Below are 21,744 nucleotides of genomic sequence, written 5' to 3' on the forward strand. Positions count from 1 at the left end.
GCGCGGCCATGCGATCCAGATTTTATCTCATTGCCATTGCCGGGCTCCTGCTCGGCAATGGCGCCGTCGATGTGCGGGCAGAAACAATCCGCGTGACGATCGAAAAAATGGCGTTTGTTCCGGCAGAGATCGAGGCACGGGTGGGCGACACGATCGAGTGGGTCAACAGGGATATCCTCGTCCATACCGCGACCTCGAACGGCGGCGGGGAAGTCTTGATCCCAGCCAAGAAGACCGCAAGCTTTGTCGTGGGAGAGTCGGGGCAGGTGGATTATTACTGCCGCTTCCATCCCAACATGAAGGGCCGCATTTCGGTGACGAAACCCTAAAGCGCCGCGCGTCCTATCAGACGCGCAAAGGTCGCTGCAGCACTTTGAATTGCTGCATGTTTTTATCCTTACATCGGATAGGATTTAAGGAAGCATGCAGTAGTGCCGAATGCATCCGCTTTGCTGGGCGACTTGCTTTTGTCGGCCCACGCACCAGTTTCTCTTCTGTATCGGCAACAGGTGCCATCATGATCAGAGAGCGCAAAGCGATGCTGGTTCGTGTCAGCGGAAGGGTGCAGGGCGTCAGCTTTCGCATCTGGACCCGCCGGGAGGCGGAGCGTCTCGGCGTCACCGGCTGGGTGCGCAACGAGCGCGACGGATCGGTGGCGGCGATGATCGTCGGCTCCGATGCCGCGCTTGCAAATATGGTCGAGCGGCTCTGGATTGGGCCGGCGGAAGCCGCCGTCGTCAATGTCGAAACCGAACCGGTCGCCTTGCCCGATCCGGTGCAGGGGTTCCAGATTACCGGCTAGAGGACAGGCAAGACCGGCGCTACGCGGTTGCGGGCAGGCGCTTGCCGTTGAGCTCGCGGTGACAAGAATTACCGCGGTGACCCGATGGCTTGGGCCGGTTGGCCAAGAGCTCCGGCTTTGCCTTGACCATGGCCAGCATGTTCATCGTCATGAGCCTCGGCTTCAACCAGCTGCCGGTCATGGCTGCATTCCTCTTCGTCGGCTACGGCGCTGTCGGTCTGGTCATTCCCACCTTCGCGGTGCTGGCGCTCGAGGATCACGGCGAGATTGCCGGTACCGCATCGGCGCTGATGGGAACGTTGCATTTCGTCACAGCGGCCGTCGCCATGATCGTTGCCGCCGTCTTCTTCGACGGAACCGCCCTTCCGATGGCCGCGGGCATGGCGATCTGCGCGGTCAGCGCGTTCCTGCTGGCGCAGGCAACCATCGGCCGCAGCCGCGTGGTCGCGGCGGAGTAACGCGGCAAATCCAGGGAATGCGTGCATGAAACGCCGGGGAAGCCCGTTCTGCTTCCCCGGCGTTTCATGTCTCGGGCAGGCCTATCCCTTGACGGTCAGGACCGGCCTGATGCGGGCGACCCGGGCAACCAGGCCGGTTGCCACCATCGGATCGACGACCTGGTCGATCGGCCGATAAGCGGCGGGTGCTTCCTCTTTCAGACGGCCCTGGAGCTCGGCGAGGATGTCCGGTCGACCACGGACTGCCGGGCTGGCGGTGTCGACCGGGCCGATGACGCGCAGACCCGCAAGTGTCGTCTTCGCCGTGCGTGCCTCCTGGCGCGAGAGCTTGCGCCCGGCGCCATGGGCCGACGACTCCATGCCTTCCGCCGCGCCCAGCCCGCGCAGCAACCAGGTGCCATCACCCATGGAACCGGGGAGGATAACCGGTTCGCCTGTCCATTCGTAGGGCGATCCCTTAAGCGCGCCCGGGCCGCGCGCCGGACAGGCGCCCTTGCGGTGCCGAATGGTTTTGCCGGTGTCCCACACGGTGTTGTGCGGCGCGTCGTAAACGAGCCGGTGTCCGACCTGCCGGTCGAGGGTCCGCGACAGGGCTTCCACGGCCACCAGGCCAATCAGGAAGCGATTGACGAAGGCGGCGTTCGCAGCATTGGCATGGCCGTTCAGATACCGTCGGTAGAGGTCGGCGTGGCGGGTCCTGGAGATGATGCCGTCGTCACGCGCAGTCGTGCGGCACTGCCGCGCCCGCTCCCTCGCGGCCGTCCCAATCCGCTGGCCGAAGTCGAGCGAGCCGGAATGCACGACGATAACCACACTCCTGGCCTTCAGCCCGGCGGCGCGGGCAAAACCGCCATCGACGATGCGCTCGACTACGCCGAATTCGACAAAGTGATTGCCGCCGCCGATGGTGCCGAGGATGGCGTCATGCCGGTGCCGGTCATCTGATGCGGCATAGTCGGCAAAGTCCGGGTCGATGGCGTCCGAGCGGAAGCAGCCATCATCCGATGTGCGCACGACATCGGCCCAGGCGGCTGCCAGGTCAAGGCGAGCGAGCAGGCCTTGCCGCTTGCCCGCCAGGTTTTCGAGCAGGCCCGGCACGCCGTCCCTGAGCGCCGCGTGACGATCTCTGCCGGTGAGGGCAATATCGCGCCCACCCTGGAAGAACACATGCCGCAGGTGCTTTTCCAGATCCGGTCGGAGGTCGTCCTCGGTGATGTCGTCGAGCACGATCATGCGCATGCCGCAGCCGATATCGTTGCCGATCAGATGCGGAATGACGGCATTCTCGATGTCGGCGACAAGTCCGACCGGCACCGGTTTTCCCGGGTGGAAGTCTGGGGTCGTGACGATGCGTCCCGCCACGGCATCATGGATCGCCAGAGCCTCCGGTGATGGAAGTGCCGAGGCGAGATCGCCGAGTGCGCGCGCGCGTTGGTGTTCAGGTTCGTCGATCGCGACGACGGACCTGATCGCATGCCCGGAAACGACGTCGTTCCGGACGATAGGGTTATGTCGGGTGGACATTGCTTATTTCTCCGTTGCCTTGGGTTCAGCAGCCGCGGCAATACGGATTGGCGCGCTCTCTAGTCGAAGGCGGCCCGGCAGTCAATGGTGCGGCCGGCATGGCGCCGGCGGCACATCCTCAGGGCAGCAAAGTGATCGGCCGATCTAGAAGTCCCAGTCTTCGTCCTCGGTCGCGACCGCCTTGCCGATGACATAGGAGGAGCCGGAGCCGGAGAAGAAGTCGTGGTTCTCGTCGGCGTTCGGCGACAGCGCCGACAGGATCGCCGGATTGACCTTGCAGGCGTCCGCCGGGAACAGTGCCTCGTAGCCGAGGTTCATCAGCGCCTTGTTGGCGTTGTAGTGCAGAAACTTCTTCACGTCCTCGGTCAGGCCGACGCTGTCGTAGAGTGCCTCGGTATAGCGGGTCTCGTTGTCGTAAAGCTCCAGCAGCAGTTCGAAGGCGAAATCCTTGATCTCCTGCTTCTGAGCGTCACTCAGTTTCTCAAGACCCCGTTGGAACTTGTAGCCGATGTAGTAGCCATGCACCGCTTCGTCGCGGATGATGAGGCGGATCATGTCAGCGGTGTTGGTCAGCTTGGCGCGGCTCGACCAGTACATCGGCAGATAGAAACCGGAATAGAACAGGAAGCTCTCCAGGAAAACGCTTGCGACTTTCTTCTTGAGCGGATCCGCCGAGGCGTACTGGTCCAGGATCAATGCCGATTTGCGCTGCAGGAATTCGTTTTCTTCCGACCAGCGATAGGCGTCGTCGACATCCGGCGTCAGGCACAATGTCGAGAAGATCGAGGAATAGGAGCGCGCGTGCACGGCCTCCATGAAGGAAATGTTGGAAAGCACCGCTTCCTCATGCGGCGTTGACGCATCGTCCATCAGCTTCACCGCGCCAACGGCGTTCTGGATGGTGTCGAGCAGCGTCAAACCGGTGAACACACGGATCGTCAGCTTCTGCTCTTCCGCCTTGAGGGTCTCCCAGGACGGAATGTCGTTGGAGAGCGGCACTTTCTCCGGCAGCCAGAAATTGCCGGTGAGGCGGTTCCAGACCTCGAGATCCTTGTCGTCTTCGATCCGGTTCCAGTTGATGGCACGGACCAGGCCCGGGCGTTTGGCGGCTTTCGCCTTGAGTTGAACGTTCATTATCGTTTTCCCGGATGTCAGAGCGTGCACGAGACGCAGCCCTGCACCTCGGTGCCGGAGAGCGCCATCTGGCGGAGGCGGACGTAGTAGATGGTCTTGATGCCCTTTTTCCACGCGTTGATCTGCGCGCGGTTGATGTCGCGGGTCGTGGCCGTATTGCGGAAGAACAGGGTCAGCGACAGGCCCTGGTCGACGTGCTGGGTCGCGGCGGCATAGGTGTCGATGATCTTGTCAGGGCCGATCTCGTAGGCGTCCTGGTAATATTCGAGGTTGTCGTTGGTGAGATAAGGGGCCGGGTAATAGACGCGGCCGATCTTGCCTTCCTTGCGGATCTCGATCTTCGAGACGATCGGATGGATCGAGGATGTCGAGTGGTTGATGTAGGAGATCGAGCCGGTCGGCGGCACGGCCTGAAGGTTCTGATTATAGAGGCCCGAGGTCGTCACGGCCTGCTTGAGTTCCAGCCAGTCCTCCTGCGTCGGAATGTGGACACCGGCGGTTTCAAACAGTTCGCGCACCCGCTCGGTTGCCGGCTTCCATTCCTGTTCGGTGTACTTGTCGAAATATTCGCCAGAAGCATATTTCGAGTTTTCAAAGCCCTTGAAGCTCTCGCCGCGTTCGATCGCGATGCGGTTCGAAGCGCGCAGCGCGTGGTAGGTCACAGTGTAGAAGTAGATATTGGTGAAATCGATGCCTTCTTCCGAGCCGTAGAAGATACGTTCCCGGGCGAGATAGCCATGCAGGTTCATCTGGCCGAGGCCGATCGCGTGGCTGTCGTCATTGCCCTTCTCGATAGAGGGGACCGCGGCGATGTGGCTCATGTCGGACACCGCCGTCAGCGCGCGGATCGAGGTCTCGATCGTCTTGCCGAAATCGGCGCTGTCCATCGCCGCGGCGATGTTCAGCGAGCCGAGGTTGCAGGAAATGTCCTTGCCTATGTGCTTGTAGGACAGGTCGTCGTTGTAGGTGCTGGCTTCGCTGACCTGCAGGATTTCCGAGCACAGGTTGCTCATGGTGATGCGGCCGGCGATCGGGTTGGCGCGGTTCACCGTGTCTTCGAACATGATGTAGGGATAGCCCGACTCGAACTGGATCTCGGCCAGCACCTGGAAGAACTCGCGTGCCCTGATCTTCCTCTTGCGGATGCGGCTGTCGGCGACCATTTCCCGGTATTTTTCGGTGACCGAGATGTCGGTGAAGGCAACGCCATAGACGCGCTCCACGTCATAGGGCGAGAACAGGTACATATCCCCGTTGTTCCTGGCGAGTTCGAAGGTGATATCGGGAACGACGACGCCGAGCGACAGCGTCTTGATGCGGATCTTTTCGTCGGCATTCTCCCGCTTGGTGTCGAGGAAGCGCATGATGTCGGGGTGGTGGGCGTTGAGGTAGACGGCACCCGCTCCCTGGCGGGCGCCGAGCTGGTTGGCATAGGAGAAACTATCCTCCAGCAGCTTCATCACTGGAATGATGCCCGACGACTGGTTCTCGATCTGCTTGATCGGCGCACCCGCCTCGCGGATGTTGGTGAGCGACAGCGCCACGCCGCCGCCGCGCTTCGACAGCTGCAGCGCCGAATTGATGCCGCGCGCGATCGACTCCATGTTGTCCTCGACCCTCAGCAGAAAGCAGGAGACGAGCTCGCCGCGCTGCTTCTTGCCGGCATTGAGGAAGGTCGGGGTCGCCGGCTGGAAGCGGCCGGAAATGATCTCGTCGACCATGTCGCGCGCTAAGGCCTCGTCGCCACGCGCCAGCGTCAGCGCCACCATGCAGATGCGGTCTTCGTAGCGCTCGAGATAGCGCTTTCCGTCGAAGGTCTTCAGCGTGTAGCTGGTGTAATATTTGAAGGCGCCGAGGAAGGTCGGGAAACGGAACTTCCTGGCATAGGCGTGATCGAACAGGTCGCGCACGAAGTTGAACGAATACTGATCGAGAACCTCCTGCTCGTAGTAGCCTTCGACCACGAGGTAGTCGAGTTTTTCGCGCAGGTTATGGAAGAACACGGTGTTCTGGTTGACGTGCTGCAGGAAGTACTGCTTTGCCGCCAGCCGGTCCTTGTCGAGCTGTATCCTGCCGTCCTCGTCGTAGAGGTTCAGCATCGCGTTCAGCGCGTGGTAATCGAGCGCCGCTTCCGTCGCCTTCAAGGGGCGTTCGAGTGTTGAGACGTCCAAAATCGTTCCATCCCGTTTTTGACATTGGCGACGTCCTCATCGGTGCCCAAGAGTTCGAACCGGTAGAGATAGGGCACCTGGCACTTGGCCGCGATCACGTCGCCGGCGATCCCGTAGGTCGCGCCGAAATTGCAGTTGCCCGCGGCAATCACGCCGCGGATGTGGGAGCGATTGTCCGCATCGTTGAGGAAGCGGATCACCTGTTTGGGCACGGCCCCCCTGCCGTCGTCGCCGCAATAGGTCGGCACGACGAGCACATAGGATTCCCTGACGTCGAGCGGCGCATTGGCCGTGCTGACGGGAATGCGTCTGGCACGCAGGCCAAGCTTGCCGACGAAGCGATGGGTGTTTTCCGAACGGCTGGAAAAATAGACGATCAGCCCCATCGCGACGCGCCTCGCTTTAGGAAAGCGTGCTGATCTTGTCGGGGCGGAAGCCGGCCCAATGGTCCGGACCGGCGACGACGACGGGAAGCTGCATGTAGCCAAGGCCCTTGACCGTCTCGAGCGCGTCCTCATCGATCGAGATGTCGATCACCTCGTAGTTGACGCCCTGACGGTCAAGCGCGCGATAGGTTGCGGTGCACTGGACGCAGGCGGGCTTGCTGTAGACGGTGACGTTCATTTCTTCCTCGTTTGGTCGGCTGGAGCTGGGCATGAAAAGGCATGCGGATACGCAGAAGCGATCCGGCGAAATGCTGGGGCTGGCATGATTGCGGCCTGCTCGGATCGAAACGAGCAGCGCAGTTCTTTGTCAGATGCGCGGGTTCCCGCGCCTCTTCATTGGCGAATGACAGGAATTCGATGACGCGGACATGACGTCACCCCGAAGTTGAAGACGGCGCTTCCGGGGAGACGTCGAGACAATCAGGCAGGGTTCATCCTGCCTCAATTACACCTCTGACCCCTCCGGACACCCCGCCCGTGGACGTTTATCGATCGAGGCAGGTCTCCTGGCTCACGGGTCGGTGCTTCTGTCCTGGCCTTCCCGAAGCTTCATGCTTCAGTGGCCGAATGCTGGACAGTCGCTCGCCGTTTACAGTTGCGGGGGCAGCCACGGCTTAGCCAAGCGAGATCGCTACGACGCACCGTATTCCCATCTTCGCTCCCAATCCTTGCGAATCGGAAGAACCTCGAACACTAGATATAGTATATGTTGTGAAAATCGCGTCAATAGGTTCGATGCCGCAGCAGTCCGTCAGCGTGGACAATATTTTCTCGGGTGTGGATAACGGCGAGTAAACGACGGCGCCCGCACCAGATCGACATGCAGCCAGGCGGCCGGCCGCGCCGTCGGTATGTTGTCGCCGATTGGGCCGAAATAGGTTGCAGGCATAATCGTCTTCGACAGTGCCGCCGCAAAAGCGGCAAGATCAATCGCACAAGGAAGTGCTTATGTCTGTATTTTGCTTCTCCCGTAAGCCTGCGAGGCTTGAGGCGGCGGGATGCGGCGCGACGTCGTGATCTGGTCCGCGAGACGAGGACGCGCTGCCCGGATCAGAACCCGGTGCGCGCTGCCAGGGAACGGCAATGTCGCCGGCACGTGCCCGGATACCCTCATTGTCGCGCGTGAGACCGATATCTCTCAGCTGGAACTCGCTGAATGCATCGATGGTTGTCGTGGCGTCGGCAGCATTCCTGGCCGCGCTCAGGACATGGCGGATGATCAATCGCAGTGCGCTAAGCATTGCTAACCCCTTCATTTCTGCGGTGATTTGTTCGCGAGAAAATTGAAGATTTTGATGGTTTCGCGCAAAGCGATTTCTCGCATGCTGCCATAAAGAATGCTTATCTCAGCGCATGAGCAAGATTCCCCCCATGAGTGCGGTGCGCGCCTTTGAGGCCGCAGCCAGGCACCTGAGTTTCACCCGCGCGGCGCAGGAGCTCGGCATGACGCAAGCCGCCGTCAGCTACCAGATCCGCCTGCTGGAGGATCGCACCGGCACGCCGCTCTTTGTCCGTCTGCCGCGGGAAGTGCGGTTGACGGCTGCCGGACGGCAGCTTGCGCCGAAGGTGACCGAGGCGCTCGACCTGTTGGGTACGGCCTTCTCCGAGATTGCCGACAAGACCGAACATCACCTGCACATCTCGGTGCTTCCGACCGTCGTCTCAAGTTGGCTTGGTTCCAGGCTCGCCTCGTTTCAGACAGCCCATCCAAACATCAGCATTCGCGTGCACATGTCCACGGAGCTGATCGACTTCAAGCGCGATGCGATCGATCTCGTGGTGCGCAGCGGCAACGGTGACTGGTCGGGCAATGACGTGTTTCCTCTTTTCCCGATCGAATACATGCCCGTCTGCACGCCGACGTTCCTGGAAAAGCATCAGCTGAAGGATCCCTCCGACGTTCTCAGGGTGAGGCGCTTCGGCAACGCCAGCTGGTGGCGGCGCTGGATGACCGAAACCGGCGTGGAGCCGCCGGCAAGCAACGGCACCGAACTGATCTTCGACGTCCAGGCGATGGATGTGGCGACGACATTGCACGACCATGGCATTGCCATGGCGGTCTCGACCTTTCTGATCGAGGAGCTCCGCAGCGGAAAACTCGTCCGGCCGTTCAACCATGTGGTCAGGGATGGCCGTGCCTATTGGCTGGTCTATCCGCAAAGCCATCGGCGACAGAAGAAGATCCAGGCGTTTCGCGACTGGATCATTGCCGAGGCCGCTGCGTCGAATGCGCTGCTGGCCGCCGTGGCCGGAGAGCTTCCCTCGGTACGGTCTCAAGCCGACATCGGTGCGAGCGCGCTCACAAGACCTGAATAGGATTTGCTGAGCGGCGGAGCATAGGAGCCGCGCTTGCTGGTCGTCAGTCCTTGCGACACCAACGCCTCGGCCTGCTTGACGGCTGCCGATACGCCATCGATGACCGGAACGCCGTATTCGGCTTGAAGTGCGCGCGCGAGATCGGCCATCCCGGCGCAGCCAAGCACGATCGCCTCGGCGCCGTCCTCAACGAGCGCCAGCTCGATTTCGCATCGCAGCTTCGCCAACGCGGGCGAAGCCTTGTCCTCAAGCTGCAGCACCGCGATGTCCGCAGCGCGAACCTTTGTCCGGGCGCCCATCCCATAGCGTATGACTAGGTTCTCGATAAGCACACGCGACCGCTCGAGTGTGGTCACGACGGTGAAACGCTGGGCAAGCATGGCGGCCGTCGCCACAGCGGATTCGCAGAGCCCGACCACGGGGATGCGGGCGAGCGCGCGGGCTGCTTCCAGACCAGTATCGTCGAAACATGCGATGACGGCGGCGTTGGCGCCTGCCGCTTCGCCGTCCCGGATTTCGGTGAGCAGGCCCGGAAGCGCGATCGCGCCGTCATAGTGGCCTTCGATCGAAGCCGGTCCGGACTTGGACGTCCTCGCGATGATCTCCGTGCTCAGGCCCGCAACGGCACGGGCTGCGGCCGCCGCCTTCTCGGTCATGGATTGGGTGGTGTTCGGATTGACGACCAGAATGCGCATCGAACCTAGCTCACTTTTGCCTGCCGCCGACGAAGCGTCAGAATGACGGCAAGCGCGACGAGGATGATGGTAAAGGAGAAGAGCGTCGTGACCGTGCCAAGCGCATAAAGCACCGGTGTCGTCACGTTGGTGGTCATCCCGTAGATCTCAAGCGGCAGGGTGTTGTAACTGCCCGACGTCATCAGCGTGCGCGCGAACTCGTCATAGGAGAGCGTGAAGCCGAAGAGGCCGACGCCGATGAGGCTCGGGGCAATCATCGGAAGCACCACGTGCCGGAACGTCTGCCACGGTGTGGCGCCGAGGTCGCGTGCCGCCTCTTCATAAGCCGGCGAAAAGCGGTTGAAGACGGCAAACATGATCAAGACGCCAAAGGGTAGGGTCCAGGTAAGATGTGCACCGAAGCCGGAGGAATACCAGGCGGGCTTCAGGCCAAACTGCTGGAAGACGACACCGATCCCGAGCGAGATGATGATCGAGGGCACGACCAGGCTGGCAACGGTCAGGTAGAAGAGGGCCGTCGCCCCCTTGAAGCGGTGGCGAAAGGCAAGGCCGGCAAGCAGCGCCACGACGACATTGACCACCATCACCATCAGTCCCAGCGTGAATGAGCGGCGGAAGGACGCGCCGAAGTCGCCGACCGCCTGTTTCTCGAAGAGGTTGTAGAACCAGTGCAGCGAAAGTTCGTTCAACGGAAATGTGAGACCGCCATTCGGCCCCTGAAAGGACAGGATCAGCACCGCCGACAAGGGCCCGTAGAGAAACAGCACGAACAGGGCGAAGAAGCCCGCGAGCAGGTAGAAATCCAGGGTGCGCCGCTCATGGTTCATCTCAGAGTTCCTTTCGGATATCGACGACCCGAAGCATCGCGGCGACCATCAGGAGCACGACGATCAGCAGCACAACCGCATTGGCGGCCGCAGCCGGATATTGCAGCAGTGACATCTGGTTCTTCATCATCAGCGCGACCGAAGCGCTCTGTCCGCCCGACATAACTTGAACCGTCGAGAAGTCGGCCATGACGAGGGTGACGATGAAGATCGAGCCGATGGCGATGCCGGGCTTGGCGAGTGGCAGGATGACGTTCCAGAGCACTTGCCGGCCGCTGGCGCCGCAGTCGCGCGCCGCTTCAATCAGCGAACGGTCGATGCGCATCAGCGTGTTGAAGATCGGCGTCACCATGAAGAGCGTATTGACGTGAACCATGGCAAGCACGACGGCAAAATCGGAATAGAGCAGCCACTCGATCGGTTGCGGAATGATGCCGAGGTCGATCAGCGTCGAATTGACGAGGCCATTGCGTCCAAGCACCGGGATCCAGGAGATCATGCGGATGATGTTGGAGGTTAGAAACGGCACGGTGCAGATGAGGAAGAGCACCATCTGCATGGTCGTCGTGCGCACGTGGAACGCGAGGAAATAGGCGACCCAGAAGCCGATCAAGAGTGTGAGGCACCAGACGAGGGCGGTGAATTTCAACGTGTTGAGATAGGTCTTCCACGTCACCCACGAACCGAGCGTGTCGACATAGTTCATGGTCAGGAAGTCCGGGTAAAGCCCGGCAAAGTCGTAGTCCCAGAAGCTGACGACCAGAATGGTCAGGATCGGCAGCACGAAGAAGAACCCGAGAATGAGGATGAGCGGCAGCGCCTGCAGATAGGCGCCGAGGCTTTGCATCCAGGCACGGACACTGCTGGGTCTACCGGCCTCGGCCTCCGATGGCTGCGAAATTGTCACTACCGCCATTGTTCATCCTCACGCGTTGCTGGCCAGGTTCCGCTCGCTGCGGGCGGCCCCATTCGAGGGCGCGCCGCAGCGAGGGCATTCCGTCTGTCTCAAGCCGCGATGAATTCGTTCCAGCGCTTGATCATGTAGCGGTCCTCATCCATGACCGAGTTCCAGCAGGCGACCTTGCCCATTCGATCTTCGAAGGAGCCGCCATCGCGCACGGCACCGGCCTTCTCCATGACCTTGCCCTCCGGCGAGAGGATATCGCCCATTGCCGGCTTGCCCTCGACCCAGTAGCCCCACTCGTCCTCGGACATGAAGCCCTTGGCCGTGTCCATGGCGGCCGAATAGTAGCCCTGACGGTTGAGATAGGCGCCGACCCAGCCCGACAGGTACCAGTTGATGTATTCATAGGCCGCGTCGAGCTGGGCGCCCTGGAGATGGGCGGCAAGACCGAGGCCGCCACCCCAGGCGCGATAGCCTTCCTTGAGCGGCTGGTATTTGCACGCGATGCCCTTCGAGCGGACGGCAGCGACGGCCGGTGACCACATGGACTGGATCACCACTTCACCGGAGGCCATCAGGTTGACGCTCTCGTCGAAGGATTTCCAGAAAGCGCGGAACTGGCCGTCCTGCTTGGCTTTGATGAGGAAGTCGATCGTCTGGTCGATCTCATCCGTCGTCATGTTGCCCTTGTCGGCATATTTGACGTTGCCCAAGGCTTCCATGATCATGGCAGCATCCATGATGCCGATTGACGGGATGTTGAGGATGGCGGCCTTGCCCTTGAAGGCCGGATCCATGATGTCGGCCCAGCTCGTGATGTCGCGGCCGACGAGATCCGGGCGAATGCCGAGGGTATCGGCATTGTAGATCGTCGGGATGAGCGTCATCCACTGGGTCGGTAACTTCGCGAAGGTCCTGGAATCCTGCGCTTCGACAAAGCCGACGGTGTGCGGGGCGGTGCCTTGGGCGATGACGCTTTCGGGCTTCAGCTTGCCGTCGATGAACAGCGGGACGATCTTGTCGTAGTACTTGATTTTCGAGACATCCATCGGCTGCATTACGCCGGCTGGGAAGACCTTCTTGGCGATCCAGTATTCGATGTCGGCGATGTCGTAGGAATCGGGCTGCGTCACTGCCCGCTGGGCTGCGGCGTCCGAATCCGTCGCAGTCATTTCCAGTGTGATGCCGAGATCCTGTTTGCACTTCTCGGCAATGGCATTGATGTTGGAAACGCCGGTGCCGAACTGGCGCAGCGTGATCGGGTTTTGCGCCCAGATCGTCGGAAAGCCGGTGATCGCCCCGGATCCGGCAATCGCGCCGATGGCCGCCGCACCGGTCTTGAGCAGCGTGCGACGGGACAGGCCCTCCTTCGAGGTCTTCGGTGTAATTTCATTCGTCATGCGCAGTTCCCCTTTTTTGATGGTTGGTCACTCATGCTGAAAGGCGACCGAGGGGGACGACATCCCCCAGGGTCCAGCTCAGGGACACCGCGTCGCCGACCGACACGGTTTTGTTGAAATAGTCGGCATCGCTGACGATCACTGTGAAGTCGTCGCTGCCGGCGCCATTGACGGTCAGCTTCACTGAAGCGCCGCGATATTCGATGTTGGAGACCACCGCCTGAAAACCGAGGGTCTTTTCCGAGGCAGGTTCGAGGCGAACGCGGTCGGTGCGGATGCCGATGTCGATTGGCGCACCGATTTCCTGCGCGATGTCGCGAACGGCAAAACTCTGGCCACCGGCCACCTCCATCTCGACGATCCCGTCACGGATGGCGCTCACTCGGCCCGAAAGCACATTGTGGTCGCCCATGAAACGGGCGACGAAGGCCGTTGCCGGCTTCTCGAAGACGATGCGCGGCGCTGCCGCCTGCTCGATGCGGCCATCGTTCATCACCACGATCAGGTCGGCCAAAGCCATCGCCTCTTCCTGGCTGTGCGTGACGTGGACGAAGGTGATGCCGAGCGTTTTCTGCAGCTTCTTCAGTTCTGCCCGCATGCGGATCTTGAGGAAGGGATCGAGCGCCGACAAAGGCTCATCGAGAAGCAGAGCTTCCGGTTCGGTGATCAAGGCACGTGCGAGTGCCACCCGCTGCTGCTGTCCGCCCGAAAGCTGCGCCGGGCGACGGCCGGCGTAGGCCTCCATCTGCATTAGCCTCAACATGGCCAGCGCCTTGGCCCGGCGCGTTTCCTTGTCGACGCCCTTCATCTTCAAGCTGAAGGCAACATTGTCGACGAGGTCGAGATGAGGAAACAGGGCGTAGGACTGGAACATCATCGCGGTATTGCGGCGGGCCGGCGGGAAATCGGTCACGACGACATGGCCGAGACGGAGGTCGCCGGAGGAAATGCTCTCGTGGCCGGCAATCATGCGCAATGTGGATGTCTTCCCGCACCCCGACGGCCCCAGAAAACAGCAATAGCTGCCTGCGGGGATCTTGAGGCTGATGGCGTGCACGGCGGTTGTCGCGCCGTAGATCTTGGAAACAGATACGATATCGATCTCGGCGGCTTTCGACATGATGGCTTTCTCCTGATCACAGGGAAGATGCATCAAACGTGCCAATCTCGTGCGACGACGATAACTCTATATTTTCGTTTGGGAATCTGGTGTTTCACCGAATCCGCTATATCCGGTGCAACAACCTTCTGCTCACGAAATGAGCTTTTGTCGTCAATAGACGCAAATTATTGTATACAATAATGTGAATTTTTGAGCACAGGCGCCGCCCGCCTTTTGGCGAGAGGCCAGTCCGTTTTTCCTCCACCTGCCATCGTGGTCGCGCATGAACGTCGGAACGTGACGCTTTCATGGAGAAACTGAAAAACAGCTGAGAACGTCTGTTACCAAACTGACAAGACAGCTCCCTAAACAGTGCGGCCTAAGCACCGAACGGGAGCGACACGGCTTCCGGACGACATGCGCCATGACCATGGTCGGAGGCCCGAATTCCGTGAAGATCATCCAGATCAGCGATACACATCTCAGCCCGTCGAAGCCGCATTTCAACGACAACTGGAATCCTCTCCTCCAATGGATCGAGGCGATGACGCCGGATCTGGTGATCCATACCGGCGACCTGACCATCGACGGCGCCGATCGCCTCGAGGACATCACCTTTGCGATGGAACTGATGGCGCAGCTTTCCGCGCCGGTGCTGATGGTACCCGGCAATCATGATGTCGGGCATCTGCCGGGCTCGGTGCAGCCGGTCGACCCCATCCGTCTTGCCCGCTGGAGAGCACATGCGGGGCAGGACTACTGGTGCTGCGACCGTGGCGATTGGCGTTTCATCGGTCTGAACAGTCAGCTCTTCGGCTTCGACGACGAGGAGGACGAACGGCAGTTCGCCTGGCTAGCCGAGCAATTGCAGACCGCCGGGGACCGTCCAGTCGCGATCTTCGCGCACAAACCGCTTTTCGTCGATGATCCGGGTGAGGGCGATACCGGTTACTGGAGCGTGAGGCCCCGTCAACGCCAACGGCTCTTCGACCTGATGGCCGGCCGCAACGTCGCACTTCATGCGAGCGGCCATCTTCATTGGGCCTGGACCGGCGAGCAGGAAGGAACATCCCTCGTTTGGGCTCCACCGACATCCTTTATCGTCGACACCCTCGAGCGCGAGATGCCAGGCGAGCGGCTGGTCGGTGCCGTCGTGCATCGTTTCGAGGGGCGCCAGGTTTCGAGCGAGGTCGTTGCGGTGCCGGGGCTGACGACACACGTCCTTGATCCGGTGATTGAGGAGGTCTATCCGCGCGCTGCAAAGACGCCCGTGGAGGTGGTTCAATGACCGTGCTTTCGCTTCGCGGCATCGCCAAGTCCTATGGCGGGAACACGATCCTGAAGAGTATCAGCTTCGAGGCGGAAGCGGGCGAGTTCATCGCGCTTGTCGGGCCGTCAGGATGCGGCAAGAGCACGCTTCTGCGGATCGTGGCGGGACTGGATCACGCCGATCATGGCGATATCGCCATCGCCGGCCGCGATGTGTCGCGGGTGCCGGCCGCGGGCCGCAACATCGCCATGGTCTTTCAATCCTACGCACTCTATCCGCATTTGACCGCCGGCCAGAATATTGCGGTCCCGCTCGCCATGCGGCGGCTGACGGCGATGCAGCGCCTGCCGCTTCTCGGCAGCCTGTTGCCGGGCCAGCGGCAGATCTGCGCCGACATCCAGCGCCAGGTCGACGAGATGGCATCGTCCCTGAAAATCGATCACCTGCTTGGGCGCAAGCCCGGACAGATGTCGGGCGGTCAGCGGCAGCGCGTGGCGCTGGCGCGCGCCATGGTCAGGCGACCGAGCGTGTTTTTGATGGACGAGCCGCTGTCCAATCTCGACGCGAACCTGCGCGTTCACGCGCGCGGCGAAATCGTCGACTTGCATCGTCGTGCAGGCGTGCCGACGCTCTACGTCACACACGACCAATCGGAAGCCCTATCCATGGCCGATCGGGTCGCTGTGATGATCGGGGGAAGTCTGCTGCAACTGGCCGATCCCAGGGAGATCTACGATAACCCGTCTCACATCGAAGTCGCGCGCTTTCTCGGCCAGCCGAAAATCAATGTGCTTGAAACACGCATGGACGTATCCGGTGTCGTGCGCTTCGGTGGCCTGGTGCTCGCCGGGGAAAATCGCAGCGCAGCAGAGACACCCGTCATGGTCGGCATACGGCCAGAGTTTGTGCGGGTCCGGGCCGACAATGGCGGGATGCTGCGCGCGCGTGTCGAACGGATGGAGTTTCTGGGCTCAGAGGTCATCGTTCATACACGCCTCGATGCGATCGGCGGCGCCGTCACGATCAAGTCGACACCGTCCGAGGCTGCCTCTCTGTCGACAGGAATGCCGGTCGGCATCGATGTTACACCGGAGCGCGTTATGCTCTTCGGTCGGGACGGAGAGCGGTTGGCGGCAAAGCCGATCGGCATGATGACGGCGCTGGAGACGGCCAATGGCTAGCGTTGCGACCGTGGATCATTTTGCCGTCGAGCCGGCGGCACGCGAGGCACGCGTCGCCTGGCTGCTGGCGCTGCCGGCGATCGTCCTGTTGTTCCTTTTCATCCTTCTGCCGACGCTGGCAGTCATCGTCCTTGGCTTCACCGATTTCGAACTCGGCTTTGCCGGGTTCCGGTTTGTCGGTTTCGAGAACTATGCCGAGCTTGTCGGTGATCGTACCTTCCTCCGGTCGCTCTGGAATACCGCCGTTTATACGATCATCGTCGCTCCGGCATCGATCATTCTCGCGCTGGCGATCGCCATGCTGATCGAGGCCGAAACACGGGGCAGGGCGTTCTTCCGCACTGTCTACTTCCTGCCGGTGGCCTCCCTGCTCGTCGCCATGGCTACCGTCTGGCAATTCCTGTTTCACCCGACGATCGGCCCGGTAAACGCCTTCCTCGCTTTCTTCGGCATCGCCGGTCCGAACTGGCTGGGCGCCTCGGGCACGGTTCTCTATGGGCTTGCCATCATCGGCGTCTGGCAATCGGTCGGCTTCAACATGGTGTTGTTCCTGGCCGGTCTTACGGCGATCCCGCGGGAGCTTTATGCGGCAGCCCAGATCGATGGCGCCAAGTCATGCTTCGATCGCTTTCGGCTCGTTACCTGGCCGATGCTTGGGCCGACGACGCTCTTTGTCACCACGATCAGCGTCATCAATTCGGTCAAGGTGTTCGAGACGGTGAAAACCCTGACTGAAGGCGGTCCGAACAAGGCGTCGGAAGTGCTGCTCTTCACCATCTACCAGGAAGGCTTCGTCTACCTCCGTGTCGGCTATGCCTCGGCGATGACAGTGGTGTTCCTTGCCATACTCGTTGCCCTCATGTTCCTGCAATACCGCGTCCTCGACCGGAAGGTGCACTACGCATGACCACGACCTCCCTTTCCATAGGTCGCGTCGCGCGGCTCTCCGTCCTGTCGTTCGGGGCGCTCATCTTTCTCGCTCCCTACATCTTCATGATTTCGACCGCCGGCAAGGCGCAGAGCGAGATCTTCTCGTCGTCGCTCTGGCTGATCCCGCAGCAATGGTCCTACATCGAGAATTTTTCGAAGGCCCTGTCGCGGGTCTCCATGTCGACGTTGCTCATCAACGGGGTCATCGTCTGCGCCCTCATCTTCGTCGTGCAAGTGGTGGTCGCCATCCCCTGCGCCTATGCCATGGCCAAGCTGAGGTTTCAGGCGGCGCGCACCATGATGGTGCTCGTCATGATCGGGCTGCTGGTGCCTATCCATGCGACGGCGTTGCCGCTCTATGTCGCCTTCGACCGGTTGTCGGTACTCAACAGCTATCTGGCGCTGGTTGCTCCGTTCTCGATATCGGTGTTCGCGATCTTCCTGTTCCTCCAGTTCTTCCGCGCCATCCCTGACGATCTCATCCAGGCCGCCCGGCTCGACGGCATGTCGGAAGCGGGCATCGTTGTGCGGGTGGTCGTGCCCAATGCCTGGCCGGCGATCACCGCCTTCGCGATCTTCTCGGTCGTCGCCCACTGGAACGATCTGTTCTGGCCGTTGATCGTCGTGACCAACCAGGATTACGCCACGCCGCCGCTCGGCCTTCTCTACTTCCGTGCGGCGGAAGCCGGCGACGACTACGGCGCGCTGATGGCTGCCACGCTGATCATTACCCTTCCTCTCGTCACCGCCTTCCTGCTTGCGCAGAAACGCTTCGTCGAGGGCATCACCATGACCGGGCTCAAAGGCTGACCGGTCCAACCAGGAGTACGTCATGCAACAGTTCAAACAGCTTCTCGCGGCGGCTGCGATCTCGATGACCTTCACCGTCCCGGCCCATGCCGAAACGGTGCTGACGGTGCACTACCCGATGCCGGGCTTCTTCAAGGACGTGATGGACACGATCTCCAAGAAGTTCATGGAGGAAAACCCCGACATCAAGATCACCTTTGCCAATCCTTCGGCGACCTATGAAGAAGGCATTCAGACGATCATGCGCCAGGCAGGCACGGCCGAGATGCCTGATCTGACGTTCATCGGACTCAATCGCCTGCGCATGGTCAATGAGCGCGACATTCCCGTCGACCTCGGCCCGTTCATTGCCAAGGACGGCAACATGGCCGAGCAGGGCTTTTCGGACAACATCCTGAAGCTCGCCCAGGTCGGCGGCAAACAGGTCGGTCTCGCTTTCGCGACATCCAATCCGATCATGTATTACAACGCCGATCTCGTTCGCAAAGCCGGCGGCAACCCGGACAGCCCGCCCAAGACCTGGGACGATGTGATTGCGCTCGGCGGCAAGATCAAGGCGCTCGGCGACGGCAATGAAGGCATCGACTTCCGTTGGCAGGGCGATGACTGGATGTTTTCTGCGCTCCTTTTCGGTGCGGGCGGACACATGCTCAACGACGACGAGAGCAAGGTTGCGTTCAACGGCCCGGAAGGCGAGAAGGCGATCGCTGTGCTTGACCGCATGGTCAAGGAGGGCGGGCTTCCGGTTTTGACCAAGCAGGCCGGTGAGCAGGCTTTCGTTGCCGGCAAGGTGGGCTTCGCGTTCCAGACTACAGGCGCCCTTCGCAACACCATCAAGAACGTCGGCAGCAAGTTCGACCTGCGCACCGCGCATATTCCGCTGATCGATCCGGAAAACGGCAAGCTGCCGACAGGTGGGAACGCGGTGGTCATCCTCACCCGCGACGCCGAAAAGCAGGACGCAGCGTGGAAGTTTGCGAAGTTCGCAGCCGGCCCCTACGGCGCATCGGTCGTGGTGCCCGGCACCGGTTACGTGCCGAACAACGAACTGGCCGCGACGTCGCCGGACTATCTCGCCAACTTCTACGAAGAGAACCCGCTGTTTCGCGCTGGTCTCGAGCAGATGCCGCGCATGATGCCATGGTATGCCTTTCCCGGTACCAACGGGGTGAAGGTGACGCAATCGATCGTCGAAAACCTCTCGCGTGTCGTCGAGCAGACGGCCACGCCGCAAGAGGCGCTCGAGGACGCCGCTGCCGAAGTGGAGGGCCTGCTGCCGCGCAGCTAAATCGCACCAAGCGACCAGCACCGTTGCTGAAACCGACACCACCCGGCGAAATCTCGCAGGGTGGTGTTCTTCCTTCTGCCTGCTGCATAATTGCTTAAGTCGGAATCGATTTAAGGAAAAAATTATGCAGCAAGTTTAGGGTGTTACAGCGTCCTTAGCGCGTCATATTTGACGCGCGGTGCTGTAGCGCAATTGCTGCACCGTCTCGCCGACATAGAGCCGATGGCCCAGGCGCAGATGGCGGGATTGCGAGGCGTTTTCGGCGATATCGAGCAACATGGCTGCGGCCGCCACCCCCATGTCGCCATCCGGCATGGTCATCGTCGTCAGCGACGGGTTCATCAGGCGGCCGATAGCGATGCCGTCGAAGCCGGCGACGGAAACATCGCCCGGCACCGACAATCCCTCGCGCCTGAGGGCGCTGATGACGCCGAGCGCCAGCAGATCGTTGGAAGCGATGATCGCCGTTGGCCGATGCCGCTCGATCGCGGCGGTGAGTTCGAGGTGCTCATAGCCGTCGACAAAGGGGATCTGAACGGAGGCGAGCGGATCGAGCCCACTGTCCTTCATCGCCGCCTGATACCCTTCATATCGCAGTCGCGCCCGGTCGGAGGAGACGAAATGGCCGGAGACATAGAGGATGCGACTGTGTCCGTGCTGGAGGATATGCTGGGTGATGTCACGGCCCGCGCGATGATTGTCGACCGTCACCGCGGCCTGAAATCGCGCGATCGGCAGGTTGTTGAGCAACACCGTCGGCGGAAGGGCCGCCGATAACGCCTCGCTCCTATGTGCATTGCACAGGGTGACAATCAATCCCGTTGGCCTTTGCTCGAGCAATGCGCTTACCGCTTTTGCCTCGGACGACGGATCATAGTTGGACTGGGCAATCAGCACGCCGTGGCCGGCCGCCTGCATGCGGTGCTGGATACCGGCCAGCGACGCAGCAAAGATCGGATTCGTCACGCTCGGCACGAGCACGCCGACGACCGGACTATTGCGTCCGGCGCCGCGTCCGTTCGATGCAACTGATCGGTAACCGAGTTCGGCCGCTGCTCGCCGCACGCGGCGGACCATCTCGTCGCTCGCGGGGCCGTCTCCCTTGAGGACGCGCGACACCGTTGCCAATGAGCAGCCGGCCTGAAAGGCGATTTGCTGAAGGGTTGCCATCGCCGGTATCTAGCGAACGTCCGTGACAGGAAATTGAACCGATTGTGCACCGACCGGATTGCCGTGCCGTGAATTATTATTCATGCTATGAATTATATTGACAGGCCGATCGTTCGCCGTTTTAATCACCATAGTCGGAAGTCGAGGAGGAGTTCCGGCAAACTCACACATCAGCGGTCATTTCTGACGGCACCATTGGTTTTGGGAGGGGCTTCGGCCTCGAGGAGGACGCTTGCGCACTTTTTTGAGCACGACCGCACTGGCGGTCATTGCAACGACGTTTCTGGCTGGCCCCGCCAGCGCGGAGACGGCCAACCCGTTTCGCTGCGAACCCGGCGAAAAATACGTCATGAACGTCATGGTTTCAGGCGTCGAATATTGGTTCCCGGTCTATGAGATGTTCAAGCAGGCCGGCCAGCAGTTCGGCTGCGAGACCGAATATACCGGCACCCCGGAATATGACGTCAACAAGCAGATCGCCACCTTCGATCAGGCGCTGGCGCAGAACCCGGCCGGCATCCTCGTTCATCCGATGAACTCGGATCCGTTCATCGAGCCGATCAATCGGGCGATCGACCAGGGCACGGCTGTCGTCACGTTTGCGGCCGACTCGCCGCTCTCCAAGCGCATCTCGTTCATCACCTCGGACAACACCCGCGAAGGTGTCTACGCCGCCGACGCGATCGCCGAGAAGATGGGCGGCAAGGGCGAATATGCCGTTCTGGAAAACCCCGGCCAGGACAACCACGACAAGCGCATCGCCGCATTCGTCGGCCGCATGGCTGAAAAGTGGCCCGACATGAAACTCGTCGGCCGCGCCGCATCCAACCAGGATCCGAACAAGGCCTATCAGGGCCTGATGAGCCTGATCCAGGCCAACCCGAACCTCGGCGCGGTCTTCATGCCGGAAGCCAACTCGGCGATCGGTGCCGCACAGGCCAGCAAGGAAAGCGGCGGCAAGGTTCTCGTCATGTGCGCGGACGTCAACGCCAACATCCTCGACATGATCAAGGCCGGCGAAGTGTTCGGCTCGATCAACCCGAACCAGGGCATGCAGGGCTATATGGGCTTCATGCTGCTGTGGCTCGCCAAGCATCCCGAGCTCATAGACCCGATGAACGACGCCAAACGTTCCGGCTTCAACCCGATGAGCATTCCCTTCGTCGACAACGGTCTCTCCATCGTCACTGCCGCCAATGCGGACGACTTCTACTGGGACAAGTACCTGAAGCGCCGCGGCACCAAGGGCATTGACGAGTAAGGGTTTTGATACGGCTATCCGGATACCCGGATAGCCGGTCGAACGATCGATAGTG

19 protein-coding genes, 2 pseudogenes and 1 riboswitch are annotated in these 21,744 nt (G+C 61.1%); of the genes and pseudogenes, 10 read left to right on the forward strand and 11 right to left on the reverse strand.

Going from position 1 to position 21,744, the window contains the following annotated elements; all coding sequences use genetic code 11:
- Positions 1-8: 8 nt before the first annotated feature.
- The 3 genes and pseudogenes from BC363_RS04010 to BC363_RS04020 all read left to right on the forward strand — a co-directional run.
- Entirely contained in the window at positions 9-329 is a 321-nt protein-coding gene (locus tag BC363_RS04010) for a cupredoxin family copper-binding protein (protein ID WP_065786076.1), read from the forward strand.
- Positions 330-517: 188 nt separating this feature from the next.
- Positions 518-802 carry an acylphosphatase gene (locus tag BC363_RS04015; RefSeq protein WP_065786075.1) on the forward strand — a complete coding sequence of 95 codons (285 nt, stop codon included), beginning with the start codon at positions 518-520 and terminating at the stop codon, positions 800-802.
- A gap of 86 nt (positions 803-888) precedes the next feature.
- Positions 889-1,260, forward strand: a pseudogene (locus BC363_RS04020) (Bcr/CflA family drug resistance efflux transporter); the annotation flags it as partial.
- Between the two features lie 81 nt (positions 1,261-1,341).
- Here the strand turns inward: BC363_RS04020 and BC363_RS04025 are convergent.
- From BC363_RS04025 to nrdH, 5 genes are all read right to left on the reverse strand, one after another.
- Complete coding sequence (locus tag BC363_RS04025) at positions 1,342-2,784, reverse strand: RtcB family protein (protein ID WP_065786073.1); 1,443 nt, start codon at positions 2,782-2,784, stop codon at positions 1,342-1,344.
- A 144-nt stretch (positions 2,785-2,928) separates the two neighbouring features.
- The gene (gene nrdF, locus BC363_RS04030; RefSeq protein ID WP_065786072.1) at positions 2,929-3,918 is read right to left on the reverse strand and encodes a class 1b ribonucleoside-diphosphate reductase subunit beta; all 990 of its coding nucleotides are present in this window, start codon (positions 3,916-3,918) and stop codon (positions 2,929-2,931) included.
- 17 nt (positions 3,919-3,935) lie between these two features.
- Positions 3,936-6,089, reverse strand: a complete 2,154-nt coding sequence (nrdE, locus tag BC363_RS04035) for a class 1b ribonucleoside-diphosphate reductase subunit alpha (protein ID WP_065786071.1) — start codon at positions 6,087-6,089, stop codon at positions 3,936-3,938.
- On the reverse strand, positions 6,059-6,475 hold the full coding sequence (nrdI, locus tag BC363_RS04040; protein WP_065786070.1) for a class Ib ribonucleoside-diphosphate reductase assembly flavoprotein NrdI: 417 nt from the start codon (positions 6,473-6,475) through the stop codon (positions 6,059-6,061). The genes nrdE and nrdI overlap by 31 nt, the downstream gene beginning before the upstream one ends.
- 16 nt (positions 6,476-6,491) lie before the next feature.
- Positions 6,492-6,713 (reverse strand): glutaredoxin-like protein NrdH, encoded by a 222-nt coding sequence (gene nrdH / locus BC363_RS04045; RefSeq protein WP_065786069.1) that lies wholly within the window; start codon positions 6,711-6,713, stop codon positions 6,492-6,494.
- 300 nt (positions 6,714-7,013) lie between these two features.
- A riboswitch (cobalamin riboswitch) is annotated at positions 7,014-7,239 on the reverse strand.
- 667 nt (positions 7,240-7,906) lie between these two features.
- On the opposite strand from nrdH, the gene BC363_RS04055 reads away from it, so the two are divergent.
- A complete protein-coding gene (locus tag BC363_RS04055) occupies positions 7,907-8,851 on the forward strand; it encodes a LysR substrate-binding domain-containing protein (RefSeq protein WP_065786067.1) in 945 nt (314 codons plus the stop codon).
- On the opposite strand, the gene BC363_RS04060 is transcribed toward BC363_RS04055, so the two are convergent.
- From BC363_RS04060 to BC363_RS04080, 5 genes and pseudogenes are all read right to left on the reverse strand, one after another.
- On the reverse strand, positions 8,809-9,546 hold the full coding sequence (locus BC363_RS04060) for an aspartate/glutamate racemase family protein (RefSeq protein ID WP_065786066.1): 738 nt from the start codon (positions 9,544-9,546) through the stop codon (positions 8,809-8,811). The two genes, BC363_RS04055 and BC363_RS04060, sit on opposite strands and share 43 nt — an antisense overlap.
- Before the next feature lie 5 nt (positions 9,547-9,551).
- The gene (locus BC363_RS04065) at positions 9,552-10,373 is read right to left on the reverse strand and encodes an ABC transporter permease (protein WP_065786065.1); all 822 of its coding nucleotides are present in this window, start codon (positions 10,371-10,373) and stop codon (positions 9,552-9,554) included.
- Between the two features lies 1 nt (position 10,374).
- A pseudogene (locus BC363_RS04070) lies at positions 10,375-11,205 on the reverse strand (ABC transporter permease); the annotation flags it as partial.
- 173 nt (positions 11,206-11,378) lie between these two features.
- Positions 11,379-12,677 (reverse strand): PotD/PotF family extracellular solute-binding protein, encoded by a 1,299-nt coding sequence (locus tag BC363_RS04075; RefSeq protein ID WP_065786063.1) that lies wholly within the window; start codon positions 12,675-12,677, stop codon positions 11,379-11,381.
- A 31-nt stretch (positions 12,678-12,708) separates the two neighbouring features.
- Positions 12,709-13,797, reverse strand: coding sequence for an ABC transporter ATP-binding protein (locus tag BC363_RS04080; protein WP_065786062.1), 1,089 nt, complete (start codon positions 13,795-13,797; stop codon positions 12,709-12,711).
- A gap of 433 nt (positions 13,798-14,230) precedes the next feature.
- Here BC363_RS04080 and BC363_RS04085 point away from each other — a divergent pair, with 433 nt between their 5' ends.
- The 5 genes from BC363_RS04085 to BC363_RS04105 are packed head-to-tail and all read left to right on the forward strand — an operon-like array spanning position 14,231 to position 19,258.
- The gene (locus BC363_RS04085; protein WP_065786219.1) at positions 14,231-15,067 is read left to right on the forward strand and encodes a metallophosphoesterase; all 837 of its coding nucleotides are present in this window, start codon (positions 14,231-14,233) and stop codon (positions 15,065-15,067) included.
- A complete protein-coding gene (locus tag BC363_RS04090) occupies positions 15,064-16,230 on the forward strand; it encodes an ABC transporter ATP-binding protein (RefSeq protein ID WP_065786061.1) in 1,167 nt (388 codons plus the stop codon). The genes BC363_RS04085 and BC363_RS04090 overlap by 4 nt, the downstream gene beginning before the upstream one ends.
- The gene (locus BC363_RS04095; protein ID WP_065786060.1) at positions 16,223-17,137 is read left to right on the forward strand and encodes a sugar ABC transporter permease; all 915 of its coding nucleotides are present in this window, start codon (positions 16,223-16,225) and stop codon (positions 17,135-17,137) included. Before BC363_RS04090 ends, BC363_RS04095 begins: the two co-directional genes overlap by 8 nt.
- Positions 17,134-17,970, forward strand: coding sequence for a carbohydrate ABC transporter permease (locus BC363_RS04100; protein ID WP_065786059.1), 837 nt, complete (start codon positions 17,134-17,136; stop codon positions 17,968-17,970). Before BC363_RS04095 ends, BC363_RS04100 begins: the two co-directional genes overlap by 4 nt.
- 22 nt (positions 17,971-17,992) lie before the next feature.
- Positions 17,993-19,258, forward strand: coding sequence for an ABC transporter substrate-binding protein (locus tag BC363_RS04105; protein WP_065786058.1), 1,266 nt, complete (start codon positions 17,993-17,995; stop codon positions 19,256-19,258).
- A gap of 162 nt (positions 19,259-19,420) precedes the next feature.
- Here the strand turns inward: BC363_RS04105 and BC363_RS04110 are convergent, their stop codons facing one another.
- Positions 19,421-20,428, reverse strand: coding sequence for a substrate-binding domain-containing protein (locus BC363_RS04110; RefSeq protein ID WP_065786057.1), 1,008 nt, complete (start codon positions 20,426-20,428; stop codon positions 19,421-19,423).
- A 232-nt stretch (positions 20,429-20,660) separates the two neighbouring features.
- Between BC363_RS04110 and BC363_RS04115 the strand changes: the two genes are divergently transcribed.
- Positions 20,661-21,689: a substrate-binding domain-containing protein gene (locus BC363_RS04115; protein WP_065786056.1), complete on the forward strand. Its 1,029-nt coding sequence runs from the start codon at positions 20,661-20,663 to the stop codon at positions 21,687-21,689.
- The last annotated feature ends 55 nt before the right edge of the window (positions 21,690-21,744 follow it).

The sequence above is a fragment of the Ensifer sp. LC384 genome, assembly GCF_001695865.1.
Taxonomy (GTDB): domain Bacteria; phylum Pseudomonadota; class Alphaproteobacteria; order Rhizobiales; family Rhizobiaceae; genus Ensifer.